General features: G+C 52.1%; 13 protein-coding genes and 1 pseudogene. 6 read left to right on the plus strand and 8 right to left on the minus strand.

Features of this window, described 5'->3' with window-relative positions:
* Positions 1-135: 135 nt before the first annotated feature.
* Genes M3089_RS06330 through M3089_RS06345 form a run of 4 tightly spaced genes read left to right on the plus strand, consistent with a single transcriptional unit; the run spans position 136 to position 4154 of the window.
* Positions 136-1230, plus strand: a complete 1095-nt coding sequence (locus M3089_RS06330) for an acyltransferase family protein (RefSeq protein WP_249082580.1) — start codon at positions 136-138, stop codon at positions 1228-1230.
* Between the two features lie 18 nt (positions 1231-1248).
* Entirely contained in the window at positions 1249-2124 is an 876-nt protein-coding gene (locus tag M3089_RS06335; protein WP_205108072.1) for a decaprenyl-phosphate phosphoribosyltransferase, read from the plus strand.
* 4 nt (positions 2125-2128) lie between these two features.
* The gene (locus M3089_RS06340) at positions 2129-2734 is read left to right on the plus strand and encodes an HAD-IB family hydrolase (protein WP_249082581.1); all 606 of its coding nucleotides are present in this window, start codon (positions 2129-2131) and stop codon (positions 2732-2734) included.
* Positions 2735-2741: 7 nt separating this feature from the next.
* Entirely contained in the window at positions 2742-4154 is a 1413-nt protein-coding gene (locus tag M3089_RS06345; RefSeq protein WP_249082583.1) for a DUF6080 domain-containing protein, read from the plus strand.
* A 5-nt stretch (positions 4155-4159) separates the two neighbouring features.
* Here the strand turns inward: M3089_RS06345 and M3089_RS06350 are convergent, their stop codons facing one another.
* Positions 4160-5179, minus strand: coding sequence for a hemolysin activation protein (locus M3089_RS06350; protein ID WP_205108078.1), 1020 nt, complete (start codon positions 5177-5179; stop codon positions 4160-4162).
* Between the two features lie 653 nt (positions 5180-5832).
* On the opposite strand from M3089_RS06350, the gene M3089_RS06355 reads away from it, so the two are divergent.
* Entirely contained in the window at positions 5833-7056 is a 1224-nt protein-coding gene (locus M3089_RS06355) for a site-specific integrase (protein WP_249082584.1), read from the plus strand.
* 21 nt (positions 7057-7077) lie between these two features.
* Positions 7078-7884 (plus strand): annotated as a pseudogene (locus M3089_RS06360) (site-specific integrase); the annotation flags it as partial.
* Positions 7885-8210: 326 nt separating this feature from the next.
* Here the strand turns inward: M3089_RS06360 and M3089_RS06365 are convergent.
* The 7 genes from M3089_RS06365 to M3089_RS06395 form a co-directional block, all read right to left on the minus strand.
* Positions 8211-9134, minus strand: a complete 924-nt coding sequence (locus tag M3089_RS06365) for a DUF2971 domain-containing protein (RefSeq protein WP_249082585.1) — start codon at positions 9132-9134, stop codon at positions 8211-8213.
* Positions 9134-14155 carry a DEAD/DEAH box helicase gene (locus M3089_RS06370; protein ID WP_249082588.1) on the minus strand — a complete coding sequence of 1674 codons (5022 nt, stop codon included), beginning with the start codon at positions 14153-14155 and terminating at the stop codon, positions 9134-9136. The genes M3089_RS06365 and M3089_RS06370 overlap by 1 nt, the downstream gene beginning before the upstream one ends.
* 229 nt (positions 14156-14384) lie before the next feature.
* The gene (locus M3089_RS06375; protein WP_249082589.1) at positions 14385-15596 is read right to left on the minus strand and encodes a site-specific integrase; all 1212 of its coding nucleotides are present in this window, start codon (positions 15594-15596) and stop codon (positions 14385-14387) included.
* A gap of 5 nt (positions 15597-15601) precedes the next feature.
* The gene (locus tag M3089_RS06380; protein ID WP_249082591.1) at positions 15602-16261 is read right to left on the minus strand and encodes a hypothetical protein; all 660 of its coding nucleotides are present in this window, start codon (positions 16259-16261) and stop codon (positions 15602-15604) included.
* A 2-nt stretch (positions 16262-16263) separates the two neighbouring features.
* On the minus strand, positions 16264-17202 hold the full coding sequence (locus M3089_RS06385) for a relaxase/mobilization nuclease domain-containing protein (protein WP_249082594.1): 939 nt from the start codon (positions 17200-17202) through the stop codon (positions 16264-16266).
* Entirely contained in the window at positions 17199-17564 is a 366-nt protein-coding gene (locus M3089_RS06390) for a MobC family plasmid mobilization relaxosome protein (protein ID WP_249082596.1), read from the minus strand. Before M3089_RS06390 ends, M3089_RS06385 begins: the two co-directional genes overlap by 4 nt.
* Positions 17565-17746: 182 nt before the next feature.
* Positions 17747-18187, minus strand: coding sequence for a DUF3408 domain-containing protein (locus M3089_RS06395; RefSeq protein ID WP_249082598.1), 441 nt, complete (start codon positions 18185-18187; stop codon positions 17747-17749).
* Between the last annotated feature and the right edge of the window lie 30 nt (positions 18188-18217).

Genomic DNA, 18217 nt, shown 5'->3' on the forward strand with positions numbered 1-18217 from the left:
GGGGCAACGATGTAAAAGAATCGCCGCGCCACGGCGGACATGCCACGGCCCTCGCCCGTCGCGGCCGGCAGCCGCCCCACGGTAAGGCTCACGGCTGCCGGAAGGCCACAGCAAACAATAAACAACCAAGCGACAATGGAAAAAACGTCAGACAACTACAGCTGCCTCAGCAGCCAGCGGGGCCGGCTGATGGGCGCCGCCATGCTCATGGTGGTGCTCTTCCACGTGGGCGGCATGCGCCACGACACATTCTTCTACTGCCTGAGCAGGTGCGGCAACGTCGGCGTCGACGTGTTCCTCTACCTCAGCGGCATAGGCCTGTGGTTCTCGTGGGGCAAGATTATGCAGAAGAGGCGGGCCGCTGCAGGCAACGACGGCACCCGGCCCGCGCCACGCAACGCCTCAGGCAGGCGGGGCAAAAGGCTGCTCCAGGCCATCGCCGGCTCGCCTTACGCCACATTCCTGCGCCGGCGCTACGTCAGGGTCTACCCCGCATGGCTCATAGTGGCAGCGGCCTACTACCTGCCGCGCTGCCTCGACGGCAGGGCCTCGGCAGCCGACACGGCGCTGTCTATAGCCGTCAACTGGGGCTTCTGGCAGCACGACGAGCTCACCTTCTGGTTCATACCGGCCATCATGGCGCTCTACACCGTGGCCCCGGCCTACATCGAACTGATACGCCGCCATGCCGAATGCCGGTGGATGCCCGTGGCTGCCATGGTGCTGTGCGTGCTCGTGCAATACTGGGCTCCGCTGCATTCGGTGGTAGGACACCTCGAGATATTCTTCAGCCGCATACCCATCTTCCTCATAGGCATCAACACCGGACTGCTCGTCGAGCAGCGGCGGCACATCGGCCGGGCCGGGTGGTGGATGCTCATCGGCATGCTGGCCGTGTGCACGCTGGCCTGCGTCAACTTCGAGGACGGCCTGCGGGGGCGCTTCCCGCTGTTCCTCGAGCGCATGGTCTACATACCGCTCACTGTCTCGATGGCCCTGCTCATGGCGCGGGCGCTGGCCCACGCCCCGGCATGGGCAGGCTCTGTGCTGGCCTTCATCGGCGGCATCAGCCTCGAGATATACCTCATCCACGCCCAGTTTGTGCTGCTGCCGCTGCAGCCCCTGCGCCTTGGCTACTGGCCCACGGCACTGGCCGTGGTGGCCATATCGGCCGCCCCGGCATGGCTGCTGCACAAGGGCATCAGTCTGTTGACAAGGAAAATAGCATAAAAACGGTTACTCTTTGAAATGGAATACATAAGGATAATACGACCGCAGCAATGGGTCAAGAATCTGTTCGTGCTCATACCGGTGTTCTTCAGCGGCAACGTCACCCACTGGCCCAGCGTCAGTGCCTCGCTGCTGGCCATGGTGGCATTCAGCCTCGCGGCCTCATCGGTCTACTGCTTCAACGACATCATCGACGCCGACGACGACCGGCGGCACCCCGTCAAGTGCCACCGCCCCGTGGCATCGGGGGCAGTGCCTGTGGCCGGGGCATACGCCCTGATGGCCCTCATGCTGGCCCTCGCCGTGGCAGCCCTGGCGTTTCTGGGCGGCACGGCCCTGCGCACGGGCTGCGTGGTGGCCGGCTACTACGCGCTCAACATGGCCTACTGCGCCTGGCTGAAGCGGTTTGCCATAATCGACGTGTGCATAATAGCCTTCGGCTTCGTGCTGCGCATACTGGCGGGAGGCGAGGCCTCGGGCATCATGCTCAGCAAATGGATAGTGCTCATGACGTTCCTGCTCACGCTGTTCCTCTCGCTCGCCAAGCGCCGCGACGACGTCTTGCGCATGGACCGCACCGGCATGGCGCCACGGCGCAACACATCGCGGTACAACCTCACGTTCATGAACCAGGCCATAACCATCACGGCCACGGTAACAATAGTGTGCTACGTGATGTACACCGTGTCGCCCGAGGCAGCCGCCGTCATGCAAACCGACTACCTTTACCTTACGAGCGTGTTTGTCATCATCGGGCTGCTGCGCTACATACAGATAGCCGTGGTCGACGAGAAGAGCGGCGACCCCACTGCCATAGCACTGCACGACAGGTTCATCCAGGTGGTGGTGGCTTGCTGGGGACTGTCGTTCTTCACCATTATATATATATTCTGACAAGATGGAAGGAAAGAAAGAGATATACGCCTTCGACTTCGACGGCACGCTGACCCGCCGCGATTCGTTCATCGCATTCCTATGCCACGCCCGGCAAACGCGCCGCGTAGTGGCGTGGCTCGCGCTGCACGCCCCTATGCTGGCGGCCGCCAAGCTGGGCCTCTACCCCGCGGGCAAGGCCAAGGAGAGGGTGTTCGCCCATTTCTTCGCAGGCACCGCAGAGCGCGACTACGAGGAATGCGGCATGGCGTTTGCCGCCCGCAACAGGGCCTTGCTGCGCCCGGCAGGCATCAGGGCCGTGGGCAAGGCCGTTGAAGACGGGGCCACCGTGCTCATAGTCAGCGCCAGCCAGCGGCAGTGGGTGGCACCGTTCTTCGCCGAATACGGCAGCGCCGTGACGGTGGTAGCCACCGAACCGGAGATACGCAACGGGCGGCTCACGGGCCGCTTTGCCACCCCCAACTGCAAGGGGGCAGAGAAAGTGAGACGCATACTCGGGCTTTTCCCCGACAGAGAGAGCTACCGCCTCACGGCCTTCGGCGACAGCCGGGGCGACCGCGAGATGCTCGCCATGGCCGACGAAGCCCACTACAAGCCATTCAGGAAATGATACCGACATGACAAGACCGTTCGACATATTCAAGATTAAGCGCGACGAGGCCCTGCCGGCAGCCGTGGCCGCCATCGTCGTAACCACGCTCAACGCCCTCTTTGTGTGCAAGATGTACGGGCTGTTCACGCCGCTGCGCGACGCCGGGGCCATGCAGAGGCACATGCTCGCCCACTTCCGCGTGTCGGGCTACGACCCGCTCACGCTCATCACCGTGTCGTCGTGGATAGACATCTACAACGTTGAGCGCCACCCGCTGCTGGCGTTCCTCATCAGCCCGCTGAGCCTTTTGAACGGCTGGCTGGCCGGGCTGACGGGCATAAACTGCGCCATTTTCCTGACGGCAGCCCTCATGGCGGCCTGCGCCTTCTACTCGTTTGTGTTCTTCAGGCGCACGCTCAGCGAGGTGATGGAGCTCGATGACACCGACGCCAACCTGCTTTCGGCGCTCTTCTTCTCGTTTGCCTATGTCATGGTGATAAGCTTCACGCCCGACCACTTCGGCTTTTCCATGTGCATGCTGCTCATCGTTCTCTACGTGGCGGGCATGAGGATGAAGAAGCGAAAGACTGTTCCGACGTGGCAGATGGCCGTGCTCTACGTCTTTGCCACAGGCATAACCACCACCAACTGCGTCAAGGCGGTGCTCATGCAGCTGTTTGTCAACGGCCGAAAGTTCTTCAGGTTGCGCAACATCCTGCTCGGCATAGCGGTGCCGTCGGTGGCGTTGTGGATGTTCTGCAAGTTTGAATACAGCGTGTTTGTGGCCCCCATCGACCGCGCACGCCACGAGGCCCGCGTAAAGAGGCAGGCCGCGCGCAAGGCCCAGGAGGCCAAGATGAAGAAGCTGTATGCCGAGGCCGACTCGGCCACGAGGGCAAAGATGGCTCCCCGCCTGCAGCAGAAGAAGGCGCCAAGCAAGATGGGCCGGCCGCTGAGCCGCGAGGGAATGATGCGCTGGAGCGACGTGACCACGCCCCGTTGGCCCACGGTTGTGGAGAACCTTTTTGGCGAACCGCTGCTCTTCCACGCCAATTTCTTCCTGGGCGACGTGCTCCGTTCACGACCCGTTTTCGTGGAATACGACTCCAAGTTCAACTATTTCGTAGAGGCGATTGTGGTGCTTCTCATGCTCGCGGGCATAGCCTGCGGCTTCCGCAGCCGCCTGCTGTGGCTCGCGCTGTCGTGGTTTGGCTTCGACATGGTGCTGCACTTAGGGCTCGGCTTCGGCATCAACGAAGTCTACATCATGTCGCCCCACTGGCTGTTTGTGCTGCCGCTGGCCATGGCTTTCATGCTGCTGAGGGCCCGGGGGGCGGTGCTCATGGCGCTCAGAGGCGTGCTCCTGCTGCTCATAGTGTACATGGCGGCCCACAACGGGGTGTTCCTTGCAGACTTCCTGCTGCAGCCCGCCGCCTGAACGGGTCAGGCATGCCTTGCCCGGCCGAGCAACTTGTCGATGCGGTTGCGCACGGCCTTGACGATGATGCCCATGTTTCCGTGGCGCAGGTTGAGCGCCAGTTCCTCCAGCGAGCGCCCCACCTTTATCCACGGGTGGCCGTATGCTTGTGTGCGATAAACCTTTTCCTTAAACTCAACGTTCTCTATCACATAGCGCGGATGGCGCAACGGCCACTGCAACTCGTAGCGCGGCATGGTGAACATGCGCCTGAGGCGCCGCGGCATGGTAGCCAGGCTGTTGGAATAGTGGGTGGACTCCTCGGCCGCGCCGAGGTTGTTGACAAGGTTCCTGGCCGGCACTATGGCCAGGCCCGAGCCGAACATCATCGTTGCCCAGTGTATAGTCTCGTAAAACTCGCGCCCGCTCTCACGGTGGTCGTGGCACGCGCGTATCATGTCGAAGTTCATCTTGCGCTGGCGCATCAGCGCCTTCAGCTGCCGCATGTTGTAATCATCGTCGAGGAAAGTATATTTTCCGTCCCATTGGTCAATCACCCTGCGCCACGAAGCCCAGCCCCATATCGACATGTACGAGGTGAAGATGTAGTCGTAGGGGCAGTCGTCGAGCCTCTCTTCGCTGTTGAAGCCCGACACCATCACTATCCTCTCGTCGTTCTCATAGCGGTCGAGCATCTCCTTGCAAAACGGGAAGAACGACTGCGAAGGCACGTCGTCGTCTTCGAGCACGATGCACTTGTCGGCCATCGAGAACGCCCACTTCTGCGAGATATACTCAGACGGGTCGCAGCCATAGTTGCGTTGCTGGTACAGTCGCCGCACATCGCACTCCCAGTCGATGTCGTCCACCACCTCACGGCACTTCATGATGCCCTTCATGTCGCGCTCCCCCCTCGGGCCGTCTTGGTAAAGGAACAGCCGCGAGGGGCGCGCACGGCGCACTTCGTCGAACACTTTCTTGAGCGAGTCGGGGCGGTTGAAGAACAGTATCAGCACCGCAACGTCAATCTTTGCCGGTTGTTTCATATATGGTAACATTAGGTGTGATAGGCAGCCTGCCAAGCTATTGCCGGGCGCAGCTTGTCTTTTGCAAAGACAATTCCAGCGAGAGCAATGTGAGCTTGCTCACTCATTGCCGAGCGCAGCTTGTCTTATGCAAAGACAATGCCAGCGAGAGCAATGTGAGCTTGCTCACTGATTGCCGAGCGTAGCTTGTCTTATGCAAAGACAATGCCAGCGAGAGCAATGTGAGCTTGCTCACTGATTGCCGAGCGCAGCTTGTCTTATGCAAAGATAGCGAAACTCGCCCACATACGGATGAAATTCGGAGGAATAATGCAAACAGTTGGAAATGAAAGGTGATGTGCGGTTGTATTCCATATCCATCATTGGAGTGCATCAGCCGTTTTTTGATGGGTTAGGAAAATGAATTGCTACCTATCCGTTGCCTTTTTCGGGGAAGAAAATCCACGCGAAACGGACTCCCGATTCCTCTGTCATATCACCGTAAAGAACGCTGTCCCTGCATATTTGCGTTAGCGAAGATAGTCATTTTTTCGCAGAGCGGGAAAAATATGGGCCGGTTCTTTTGAGCATGGGACTTGTTTCTATATTCTGCCATATTCGTCATGCCTCTCATTTGACCTTTATCCGGTAATTTTGCAAGAAAGGAAAAGGTTATGAATCAGACGAATGTAAAGGTGTCGTTCTACCTTAAAAAGAGCGAGTCCGATGCCGACGGGTATTGTCCCGTGATGGCAAGGCTGAACATCGGGAAATACTCGGAGTCTGCTTTCAGCATGAAGCTGAGGGTGCCGCAGAAGATGTGGGCGGCAGGCCGGGCTACGGGCAAGAGCGTGGCGGCTAAGGAAATCAACAGCCGCCTGGATGAGATACGGGCAAGAGCGCTCGGCATATATGCGGAACTGTCCGCCGTGCGTGATGGGGTCAGTGCCGAGGATGTGAAGCACCGGTTACTCGGTATGGCTTCCGAGCAGGAAACCCTCTTGGGCTATTTCGTGAAGTTCATCGGCAACTTTGAGAAACGGGTCGGGATAAACCGCACGGCAAAAAGTCTCGGAGGGTATAGAAACGCATACAGACATCTGGAAAGGTTCATCCGGTCACAATACAAGGTGTCGGATGTCCCGTTCTCGACATTGGACCTTTCCTTCATTGAGAAATATGACCTGCATCTGCGTACCGAATGCCGTTTGGCTCCGGGTACTGTCATCAATCTCACGGTCCGGCTGAAGACCGTGGTAGGCGAAGCCATCGCTGACGGCATCATCACCGCCTACCCGTTCTTCGGTTACGAACCCGTGCATCCGAAACCGGAACAAAAGTACCTCACGGACGAGGAACTGCACCGGATCATGACCACACCGCTTCACAATCCGTCCCTGTACCATGTGAGGGACATGTTCTTGTTCTCCTGCTATACCGGTATCCCGTATGGCGACATGCGGCTGCTGACGACAGACAACCTTTCCCTGGCCGATGACGGGACATGGTGGATACGGAGTTCACGGGAAAAGACAGGAGTGGAGTTTGAAATCCCTCTCCTGGAACTTCCCTTGCGGATTATCGAAAAGTACCGCGACACCGCACCGGACGGCCGGCTGTTGCCGATGTATGCCAACAACACAATGAATTTCTATCTGAAGCGCATTGCGGTTATCTGCGGAATAGACCGCAGACTCGTCTTCCATTCAGGGCGCCATACCTACGCCACGGAGATCACCCTCTCGCACGGAGTCCCGCTTGAAACGGTCAGCAGGATGCTCGGCCACAGCCGGATAGAGACCACGCAGATTTATGCCAAAGTGACTGACGACAAGATAGACTCTGACACGAACGCCCTGAATGAAAGAATCGCGGAGCGTTTCTCCGTAGTCATATAATAACTTAAATACACTGGTAATATGAAAAAGAATACAGAGAACAACGACATCAAACACCGCAGCACCTTTGCGGTACTGTTCTATATCAACCGTACGAAAGTCCGCAAGGACGGGACCTGCCAGCTGCTGTGCAAGGTCAGCATAGATGCCGAATGGGAGCAGATCGGCACGAAGGTATCAGTCAATCCGGCCATATGGAACCCGGAAAAGGGACGCGCCGACGGCCGCAGCGCAAACGCCGTGACCGTGAATCGGGCCATAGACGACCTGACCGCCGAAATTGAGGGACATTACAGACGGATAAAGGACAGCCTCGGCTTCATCACGGCGGAACTGGTAAAGAATGCGGTGAAGGGCATCGGACAGAAGCCGCTTACCCTGCTCGCCCTTTTCCGGGAGCACAACGAGGAATACAGGAGACGGATAGGAGTTGACCGAATCAAGGAGACCTACGATTCCTATATGCGGTCGTACAAGCACCTGTCCGCCTTCGTGCATGAGAAAAAGGGTGTGGAGGATGTGACATTGCGCAGTCTTGACCGTGTTTTCTATGATGATTTTGAGGTGTTTCTGCGCATGGAACTCGGCCTGGCTCCCAAAACGGTGCATGAGCATCTTTACAGGCTGAAGAAGATGACCATGCGGGCCGTGAGCCAGGGGACGCTCCGCAGGGACCCCTATTGCCGGCTGCACCCGGAACTTCCCCGGCGCAAAAGCCGCCACATGAAGCTGGAGGACTTAAAGAAGCTAATGGAAACGCCGGTGGAAAAGCCGCAACTTCAGTTTGTCAGGGACATGTTCATCTTCTCAACGTTCACAAATGTTGCATTAAACAAAATATGCCTGTAAATCAGAAAGTTATCATCGGGCGAAAAGAGAATAGGTAATGGTGTAGAAACCACCGAAGTTCGCCATTCTGCTCATTTCCAATAAGTCAATCAACTGATGCAAAGGTAGCAATTTAAGTTGATAGTAGCTTCATAAATTGAAGTTTTTTTCCTTATCAAGCCACGGTTCTTTCATTTATAACATTACTTTTCCCGATACACCATTGTTCTATAGGGGCGGATTCGTGTGTCCGCCCAGATGCATTGGCAGGATGTTGCCGGGCAGACTATGGTAAAATGAAAGTGCCGTGTTATCAAGCAAAATAATCACAAAGGATTATTAGGGAGTAATAAAGGTTTATCCCAATCATCGCAATTCTTTTGGTAAATCTCATAACTCATAGCTTGCAATTTGCTTAAGCAATTCTTTGGGTCTTTCTTACAATGTTCAACTTTTCTACGAAATACCTTTGTATCATAACTGGCAGGAACTGCTCTATTCGCTAAATTAGTATAAAACACACATTTTACAGGGACATCATCTTTTACCAGATTTTCCACTTTTAGACATACTTCAGAATCATATGATGTTAAATATATGGCAGAAATCGCATTTTTAATGTTCAGGTATTTATCAATTTTACTCAATATCCGAAATTCATTTTCACCTTTCCATGATATATGCTTCGTGAAAAAAAGTTCCTGCCTAATCTGGCATAAAAAATCAGCTACCTTGTTTTGTGTTATGACACTTTCTGGTATAGTATATGAGTATGGAATCTCGTCCGTATATTTTATTGGTGAAAATATACAAGTTGCAGGAATTTCTAACTTTTCAAAATCAAATTCTATACAAACTCCATTACCTTTTTCTGCATAATATCCCCACATAGCAGCTGACATACAACCCTTTATGTAAGAATCATAATCCATTGTAAGACTTATCTGTTTATAAGCCCATCTTTGCATACTCAAAGCTTCTACAATAGGTAATTGTCGAAAATTAGGCACTGACCATAAGCAATGTTTCTCTAATGAGTCGTTGACATTTTGGGCATTAGAAAATTTCAAGTTTTTGCTATTCCATATCTTTTGAAAAGAATCAAACGATGTAAAATGATATAGTCTTTTATATCTGTTCTTTCCATCCAAAGCATGACCTGGATAAGCAGAATAATCTATATCAGTCTTGTCAAAAAATTGGTTTAGATTCGTATTTATGTCAATATATAAAAAATTCATATTGTTCATTATAGTCTAATTTTAGGAAGTATGTTTACTATATCTACTGTCTGATAGGAGAGAATAATGACCGATAGCAGGAGGTCGAGGATGTAACGGGGTTGCTCGTGTTCTCTTGACCAATCGTTGGGGTCGTTCTTGATTTGGGATGCTTTGTCGATGGTGACGGCATAGCGTTCCATTATCCAGTCAATAGCGGACTTGCCATTGACGATGTACTCGTAGGCTTTGAGTGGTATGTTCTCTATGGTGATATGACCGTTGTAGATGATGCGTGTCTTATCAGCAACGAGTTTCCCGTTCTCGTCACGGACTTTGGCGAATTTCATCTTATCTACGGTAAAATATTGGTAGGTTTCATCCGTCCATTCGTTTTGCCAGATGTCAATGTCACCAATAACTTTTACGCCCAAAGAACGATGCGCAAACATCGGCATATTTGCACAAAACGGATAATCACCGTCTTGACCTGTTATCTGCTCATTGATACCTTGCTCGTAGTTCAGGTGCAGGTCGGCAAGTTCCTTTCCGGCTTTATAAAAAGCCATGAAGTCCTGCACATTACCTACAATGGGAATGCGTGGCAAAGACTTTTTCAAGTCATCAGCGAAACGCTCACGGTACTGCTTGGAATGGAGCAATCCATACACATAGTAGAAGATATGTTCTTTGGTGATAGCACGTGAACCTCCGAAACGGCTGCGGACTTCTTTCAATATCCAATCAGTTATACCGTCACGGCGGATATAATGGTTTGTTTCCGCATCATCGAAAAGAGTGCCTTCCCGATTTTTGTTTTCTTCATACCAGTACAATGGGAAACATTGATTATTGGACAAAGTCTGTAAATCTGGAATACAGTCTGTTATAATCGTTGAAAAATCCTTGTTAGAACTGATGCCTGATACGCAAATTAGTAAGTTTTTGGCATCATGTGATGGAAACAATTTAGGTAACTGATATTGACTCCAATTAAATGCTTTATCATAATATAACCATTGCCTAAAATATGGTCGATAAATAGCTAACCATATATTGTGCTCTGTAAAATCATGGCGTATACCTTTTAACGCATGCTCATACAGTTTTTGGTCCCATTTAATCTTCATAGGGTCAGTATTTACAGTTGTAGCCACATCTTGAATGTTTTTGCAGTTAACGCATTGTTCTTCTTCAATATTATAAGTGTCAATAGTTCTAACCATTTTTTCGGTTACACTATGTATTGACATCCCATAGCACCATATGTCACGATATGTGGCACAACCTGCTGAAAATATTGAAAAAACAGTTTGCTTATTATCTTTCTTATTGCCAAGTAGTATATAACTGTCAAATACACCATCTCGTTGATTTATCCAGTCTGCCTTTTCGTTAGGAGTGATAATCTGCCAATCCAGTTTCTGAGAAGAAATAGAACTGAACTCCTTTACCATTTTAAGTTTTTGCTCACGGGTTAGATAATCGCCTATATCGTGGTAATGGATAACTGCTTTCTGGCCTTTCTTTGCAGGATTTTTGACAAGGAAAGTAATGGCAATGGGAGTGCGTGAACCACTACCAAAGATTTTACCACCCTCTTTGCGAGACAATTCACCTGATGTGCGCTGGTTTCCACGGAGATTCAGCACATAAATAGAAGTAAATTCCTTCTCAAGACAACGACGGAAACCCTCTCCCGAATTACTATCAAGCCATGCACCATTGCTTATAAAAGCAACGATACCGCCTTCGTCTTGTGGAATGCGGTCTGAAGCCCAACGAAATGCCTTGATATAGCTATCATAAAGAGCCTGAATTGTTCTTCCTTTATCGGTTGTGGCCGCAGCATAAGTGTCTGCGATTCGTTTCTCCAAATACGGATAGGATAAATTTTGCGCCTTGTCATTTGCACTTTTCTGCCCAACAGAGTACGGTGGATTCCCCACAATTACCCTTACGTGTGTGGCCAACTGTTTTTTCACCCGTTTGGAATTGTCTTGGAAGAACTCCGTGAAAAGCTCGTTGTGCTTCTTCTCAGCCAGTTGGAAAGTGTCCGTCAGGCAGATACCGCTGTACGGCAGGTAGGTTTTCCGACGGGTAATGTCATGGAATACCGATTCAATGTTCACATCTGCGATATAATAGGCCAGCAGCACGATTTCATTGCAATGGATTTCATTCAGGTACTTGCGCTCCATGTCCTCTGGGCGGATAAGACCGGACTGCAACAGCCGTGTGATGAACGTGCCTGTTCCCACAAACGGGTCAAGGATATGCACATTCTGTTCGGTCAGCGAAGTGTCGAACTCCGCCTTTAGGATGTCATTCACGGAATGAATGATGAAGTCCACGCACTCCACGGGCGTATAGACGATGCCCAGCTTCTCCACGGTGAGCGGAAACGCGCCCTTGAAGAACTTTTCGTAGAGGTTCTTGATGATGGTCTGCTTGCCTTCCAGATTGTCTATGCCGCCGACATTTGTCCGCACCGACTGATAGAACTTCTCCAGCACCTCGGTGTCTTTCCCGAAAGCCTGCTCCTGCAAAAGGTCTATCATGCGCTGCATGGAACGGCTCACGGCGTTGTTGTTCACGAACTGGTAATCGGCAAACAAGGCATCGAACACAGGACGGGTAATCATGTGCTGCGCCAGCATCTCGATGGCCTGTGCCGCATCCACGGACGGGTTAAGGTCACGCTGTAATCCCTTGAGGTATTCGTTGAACGCCTTTTTATGCACACCGGACTGGATGAGCTTGGATATGCGCTCGATGAACTTGTGCGCGATAAGCCCGATTTCCTTGGCCCAGTTCTCCCAATAGAGGCGGTCGCCGCACTTCTCCACGAGCTTGGCATACATGCCGTCCTGCAACTCGCCGAAGCGAAGCTCCAACTGCCGGGCGATTTCCGCGTTCTCAATCTGCCGCGCTTCTTCCTCTCCCTCTCGGAAGCCCAACCCCGGCCGGCCGATGGTGACGGACGGCGTATAGGCTTGCTTGTTCGGCTTCTGCTTGTTAAGCGCAATCTTGTTCACCATTGCGTTGAAACGGTCATCGTGGGAACGCAGCGCGTTCAGGATTTCCCAGACCACATCGAAAGTCTTGCTGTTGTCGAGTGCTTCCTCCGCAGAAACATCGGACGGCACGACAATAGGAATGATGATGTACCCGTACTTCTTCTCGTCGGGCAGCCCCTTGTGGAAAGTGCGCATCACGCGGCCTACAGACTGTACCACGTCCACCTGCGAGTTGCGGGCGGAAAGGAACAGCACGGCATCGAGCGACGGCACGTCCACGCCCTCGGACAGGCAGCGCACGTTGGTCACCACCCGGCACTCCCGGTCATTGTCAGGCTTGTCCGCCAACCATTGCAGGATTCCGTTGCGCTCCTGCGAGTTCATCGAGCCGTCTATGTGCCTTGTGGTTATCGAAACGGTATGAGAAAGGCTCTCCGCATCCAGATTCTCGTCGTACTTTTCCGATATTTGCGGCAGTACGGAAGCCACGTATTTGGAGGCAATACCGGTTCTGCTCGTGCTCCTGTCAATGGACGAACAGAACGCCACGGCACGGCGCATCATGTGCGGGTCGGCATCCCATGTGCGGTGGTCATCACCCCGTATCATCTTCGACAGTCCGTTGATTACGCCGATGAGCTTGGACGTGTCGTCAAAGTTCAGTTCCGTGGTCGTGTCGGTGATGTCACGCCTGATGTTTTCCGGCACATCGTCCTCACCGACGGTAAGGACAAGCACCTTGTAGTCGGTCAGCAGTCCGTTCTGCACGGCGTAGGAGAAATTCACGCGGTAGAACTCCTCCCCATACAAGTCCGGGTCGTCCATCGAACAGAGGATGCAGTCCTTTTCCGATGCCTTTATCTTGGCGGATTGGCCATACAGTCGCGGCGTGGCGGTCATGTAAAGCCGTTTCCGGCCTTGCACATTGTCGTCGGAGTGTATCTTGGTGAAGTTGCTCTCATCCCTGTCCGAGAGTTTCACGCCCGTGGTGCGGTGGGCTTCGTCACAGATGATGAAGTCGAACACACCGTACTCGCCGTTTGTTTCGGAAAGTATTTCCTGTTGTGCCGCCGAAACGGCATCAATGGACTGGTAGGTGGAGAACACGACAACCAAACCGTCATGGCTGCGGTATTTTTTCAACTGCGAGGCGATGGACTTTGGATTGGTGGACGCAGGAACGGCAAGGTCAACCACACTGTCGTCCATGTCGTCATACTTGTTCTTCTGTATTTTGCGTGAAGCCTTGGAATCCGAACAGATGCAGACGGCCTTGATGTGTTTCTTAGCATCTGCCGACCATGCGTTGAGCGACTGCCCCAGCAGGGCGATGGACGGAACCATGAACAGTGCCAATCCCTTGCCTCCAAGCAACTGTTCGGCGATGAGCAGCGAAGTGTAGGTCTTGCCCGTTCCGCAGGCCATAATGAGCTTGCCCCGGTCGTTGCCGTCCGTAATGTAATGGGCGTATGCCTTGGATATGGCCGTAAGCTGGTGCTTGCGCGGTTTCTTGCCCTCTACGAGTGCGGAAGTTCCCGTAAGACCGTTCATCAGCTTCTGCCAGTCCACGGGCGAGGATTCAAGGTCGGCCATGCCGATGCGCGTCACGGGCGGCTCTTGGTTGCGGATGGCTTCCTCGGCGTTGCTTCCCCAATGGCTTGTGGTGGAAATCCACACGCGGTTGGAGAAACGGGTGGTTTGGAAAGTCACTTCGTTGGTGAACGTGCGGCTGGAGGTGGCGAGGAACGAATCCACGGCGGGCTTGTCAATTACGGCATCCTCCGCATAGCACTTGCACTGGATAGCCCAATAGTCGCCCATCTCGGTTTTGGCCACGAGGTCGATTCCCGTGTCTGTACCTCCGAAGTCCTTGCGCCCCGGAAAGTCCTCCCACAGCCACACCTTTTCAAGCTCGTTGTAGCGTGGGTCTGTCAACAGCCATGAGCGCATCAGACGCTCGAACTTTGTACCCTTTTCCCTTTCGGTGAATGATTCGGTACGGAATATATGCAGTATCTCTTTGAAATCCATCTCTTGATAAGAGATATATCCAAGGAATACAAATGCTGTGAATCAACAAGTTAACAGGCTACCAAAATCGGTTTTGCTAAACAAATTCGTATCAAATGTCCTTTATATCCCATTATAAATGAGGCAAAAGTGCGAAAATTGCAATATTTTGCGTACCTTTGCGGCATAATTATAACTCTTATCAAGAGATTCTGATTTTTGCAAAACGCTTTTCCGTTTGCATTTCCAATCACAAGTCTTTTAAGATTAGGCTGTTCGCCCTGTCCACCACGCTCGTGTCAAGCGAGGCAAGATAAATGCGTGTGGTTTCCTCCGAATCATGCCCCATACCTTCGCTGATGACCGAAAGCGGGATGTTCTTGCTCTTGGCGATGCTTGCCCATCCGTGTCTCGCACAGTACATGGTCAACGGAATCTGCAAGTCTGCCAAACGGGCGACTTCTTTCAGGGCTATGTTCACACGGCTGAGGGCGTTCATGTATTGTACCCGTTCATCGGCCAACAGGTTGGTGATTATGGGCAACAAGTATTGCGTGGCGGAACGGTCTTCGTATTTGGTCACGATTTCCTCCATGCACTTCTCCCATTTGATTGTCAGTTGTTGTCCGGTCTTTCTCCTGCGGTATGTCAGGATGCCGTTCTTCAAGTCCGACTTTTTCAGATAAGCCATGTCAATGAACGACATTCCACGGGTGTAAAACGAAAAGAGGAACATATCCCTCGCATAGTCCAGATGCGGTTTTAGTGTCAGGTCAAGTTCCTTGATGCGCTTGACGGCTTTCAACGGCACGGCACGTTTCACGGTCTTGTCTATGCCTGTATAAACGTGCTTGAAAGGATATTTCTGTTCCGTCAGTTCCTTTTCCACGGCACGGTTATAGACGGCACGGAGTATGCGCATATAGAACGAGGTCGTATTGGGGCAGTTGCCGTTGGCTTTCAGCCATGCCTCATAGAGCATCATCGTGTCGCCGTCAATCTCGCACAATAGGATGTCCTGACCGTCACGGAACTTCATGAAACTGGCAAGCGTGGCGGTGTATGTTTCCGACGTGCGGACTCTGTTCAGCCGCTTCAACTGGCTGATGATGCCTTGCATGAAAGGGAACAGGGATTGCCCGTCCGCTTGCCTGTTGAATTTCACGAGGATGTCGTCCACCGTGTAACCTTTGTTCCTTTTTTCAAGCAATGCGATGATTGCCGTCAGGCGTTTTATATCCCATTCTATTCGGTTTGCAACCGATTGCAGGTAGTTCTTACGCTCATTGCTTGCCAGAAAAGGAACGGCAACTGCCGATGTCTTGCCGTTCCACTCACTTCCAAATATCCGGCAATCCGTCTTGACTTGGCGGACCGCGCGGTTGTGTATTACCTGATAATAGATGCTGCCCTCCCTGCCGTTTACGGAAGAAGGACGGAATTTCACTTTTACCGATGCCATTCACGTTACTTTTTGTTATTCTTCATTTGTTTCACTTTCAACTTCTCCTGCATCAGACTGTCCGATAAGGTCTTTAACCCTTTTTCGTAGCCGTCAGCCTCCTGCTGTATCCATTCGATGGCTTCCTCGTTGCGGTGGATGTCGAACACGTCATTCAGCCAAAGGATATGATTGGCATTGCATCCTCCCCATGAGCGGATGACGCGAAACTTCAACGCATCATCCGCATACTGACGCTTGGATTTCCAAAGTTCGATGTTGCCCCAGATGGAAAGGCTGCACACGATACCCGTGCCGACCAAAAGAGAAAACACCTTGCTTGACCGGATGTCAAAACTGTGGCGGTGGATATGTTCCTGTGGCTCATCCTGCCGTTCTTCCGAACTTTTGACAAACGATTCTTTCAAATTCCGCAACAGACCTAAAATCCTGTTCGATGCGCAAACTTCCGCTTCCCCGAACTTGGTCAGCATGGCTTTGGTCTGTGCCTGATGTTCCTTTGCGGAACTCTCGAACAGCTCCTTTATGGATGTCAAGTCCACCGTTGGAGGTTGTCCACCAGATTGATTGTTAGGTGCTTTTGGAGTATTCTCCAACTTACTACTAATACCTTTAAGGCCATTCTTAATGTCCTCGAAGAGCGTGTAAACTTCATTGTTGTCCATATTTAGAATCTTATTTTACGTTGTTTCTTTTTCTTGTTCCTGCGTTTTAATTCTTCCTCGAAACGGTTTTCCTCAGCCTGTCCGTCCGTGTTGTCCGATGTAAAAAGACCTATTGAACCGATGAACAAGTCATTGTTGCCCCTTGATTCGGATGGGAGCATGGACTGTTCTTCACGGTGCGGCGATGCTATGATTCCCTGCCGTTCATTGCGTCTGTTATTGTCCAGTGCTGCGTTAATTTTGGAGAAACTGAACCGCCTGTCAATCTTGGAGCCGCTGAATGAGTAGCCGTTCATGGAGAAGACAACACCCTGCACCTCGTCCGACTTACCCTTGTGCTTGAACTGTACGTCCACGCCTTGTTTCTTCAGATTAGCAATGAGTCTGTTCCAGTTTCCGCACCTTGCCACTTCTGATTTGAGGATGGAAAAAAGCTCGTACTTGGCCTTGTCCGGCTCTTTCAACCTGTGCAGTTTCACCTGTTCCTTGCCGCTGGCGAAATAAAGGTTGTACTTCTTCGTCAGCTCCTTGCAGATGCGTGCGCTGCGTATCCGCTCGTTGCGGTCGCTGATTGTCCTGCCGTCATTGGCGATTCGGTTAAATGCTATATGCATGTGCGGATGCTCCTTGTCGAAGTGACGCACGATGAGAACTTGCGTGTCAGTTATTCCCATTCCTTTCAGGTATTCCAACGCTATCCCTGCCATTGCGCGGTCAGTCAGGCGGTGTTCATCTTCCTTATGAAAAGCCAACGAGATATGTCCGACGTTTTTTGTCACTTTCGGATTCATCTTCGATTGTGCTTCAAAGCTCATGGCAATGGTAGCCTTATCTTCGGCAAACAAGCCGTCACAGACAAGGATTTTAGCGTCCTTTCCCTTGTCAAGGATGTAGTCCACTACACCCTTGAAGTTGCTTCCCTTGACAATTTTTGCTATCATAGAAGTATCAGGTTAAGCACTTCCTCGATACGTGCTGTTAACACACGGCATTCCAACCTCACAGAGGCGAAGCCAGCCGTATTAGCTTTGTGTGCAAGCTGGTTCAGGTTGTTTGCCATGCCGCAGAGTTGGCGGACATAGCCCGTATGTTCAGGTGTGAGCCGTTCTTTCACCTGCCCGTCCCTCATGCAACGGCGCAGAAACTCACCTGCGGATATGCCCGCATTCCGTGCCTTGCCTTTCAGCGTGTAGTAATCCGATGTCGCCATCTTCACCGTGAGGCAGTATTTCAGCTTGTCAGCCGCTCCCTTCTTGGGTCGGCCACCTTTATTCCTTCGATTTGATTTTTGCTTTTGTTCCATACTTTGTTACTGATTATAATACAGATACCTATTAGACCAACGGGATGCAGCTCTCCACGGAGTTCATGAGTGGGAGCAGTCGGTTTCGGTATGCCCGAAACACAAACTTGCTCCCCTCAAAACTCCGTTGGATTGCTTCAGGGTAACTCCGAATTGCGCCCTGTCAATCTACTCCTTAATTCTCAGAGTTTACGCCATGCCTCGATGTCCTCACCGTAGGTGTCAAGGTGCTGCCGTGCGATGTTCTCCACCAGTCCAGACACGCTCATCCTGCGCCCGCCGAACATACGGACGATACGGTCAAGCGCATCGCGCGTGCTGCGGCTGAGGAACACGGGCTTGCGGTCTTCGATGGCCGGAACGGTGAGGAAGGCTTCCTTGTACTCCTCCAACGATGCCCGGCGTTGCTTGCCGCTGATGCGGCGTACCACTTGCGGAGTTTCATCCGTCTGTTCCGGCACGGCTTCACCTGCCTGTTCCTGTACAGTTTCATTTGACTTTCCCTGCTGCTCCTGCGTGTCAGCAGGTTGGGTGTCGGGATTCAGAGTTTCCGTACTCGGTTTATTTCCCAAAAATGTTTGCAATGCTGCATCCATTGTCTGGCTGCTTACGTTCTTTTTCATACTTGTTTGAATTAAATGTTTAACAATGTT

It is taken from the genome of Marseilla massiliensis (assembly GCF_023336985.1).
Lineage (GTDB): Bacteria > Bacteroidota > Bacteroidia > Bacteroidales > Bacteroidaceae > Prevotella > Prevotella intestinigallinarum.

Coding starts and splice junctions, on each gene's coding strand:
- M3089_RS06380 (WP_249082591.1), bottom strand. CDS start 16,261: ATGGACAACAATGAAGTTTACACGCTCTTCGAGGACATTAAGAATGGC.
- M3089_RS06390 (WP_249082596.1), bottom strand. CDS start 17,564: ATGGAACAAAAGCAAAAATCAAATCGAAGGAATAAAGGTGGCCGACCC.
- M3089_RS06350 (WP_205108078.1), bottom strand. CDS start 5,179: ATGAAACAACCGGCAAAGATTGACGTTGCGGTGCTGATACTGTTCTTC.
- M3089_RS06375 (WP_249082589.1), bottom strand. CDS start 15,596: ATGGCATCGGTAAAAGTGAAATTCCGTCCTTCTTCCGTAAACGGCAGG.
- M3089_RS06365 (WP_249082585.1), bottom strand. CDS start 9,134: ATGAACAATATGAATTTTTTATATATTGACATAAATACGAATCTAAAC.
- M3089_RS06330 (WP_249082580.1), top strand. CDS start 136: ATGGAAAAAACGTCAGACAACTACAGCTGCCTCAGCAGCCAGCGGGGC.
- M3089_RS06395 (WP_249082598.1), bottom strand. CDS start 18,187: ATGAAAAAGAACGTAAGCAGCCAGACAATGGATGCAGCATTGCAAACA.
- M3089_RS06335 (WP_205108072.1), top strand. CDS start 1,249: ATGGAATACATAAGGATAATACGACCGCAGCAATGGGTCAAGAATCTG.
- M3089_RS06355 (WP_249082584.1), top strand. CDS start 5,833: ATGAATCAGACGAATGTAAAGGTGTCGTTCTACCTTAAAAAGAGCGAG.
- M3089_RS06370 (WP_249082588.1), bottom strand. CDS start 14,155: ATGGATTTCAAAGAGATACTGCATATATTCCGTACCGAATCATTCACC.
- M3089_RS06345 (WP_249082583.1), top strand. CDS start 2,742: ATGACAAGACCGTTCGACATATTCAAGATTAAGCGCGACGAGGCCCTG.
- M3089_RS06385 (WP_249082594.1), bottom strand. CDS start 17,202: ATGATAGCAAAAATTGTCAAGGGAAGCAACTTCAAGGGTGTAGTGGAC.
- M3089_RS06340 (WP_249082581.1), top strand. CDS start 2,129: ATGGAAGGAAAGAAAGAGATATACGCCTTCGACTTCGACGGCACGCTG.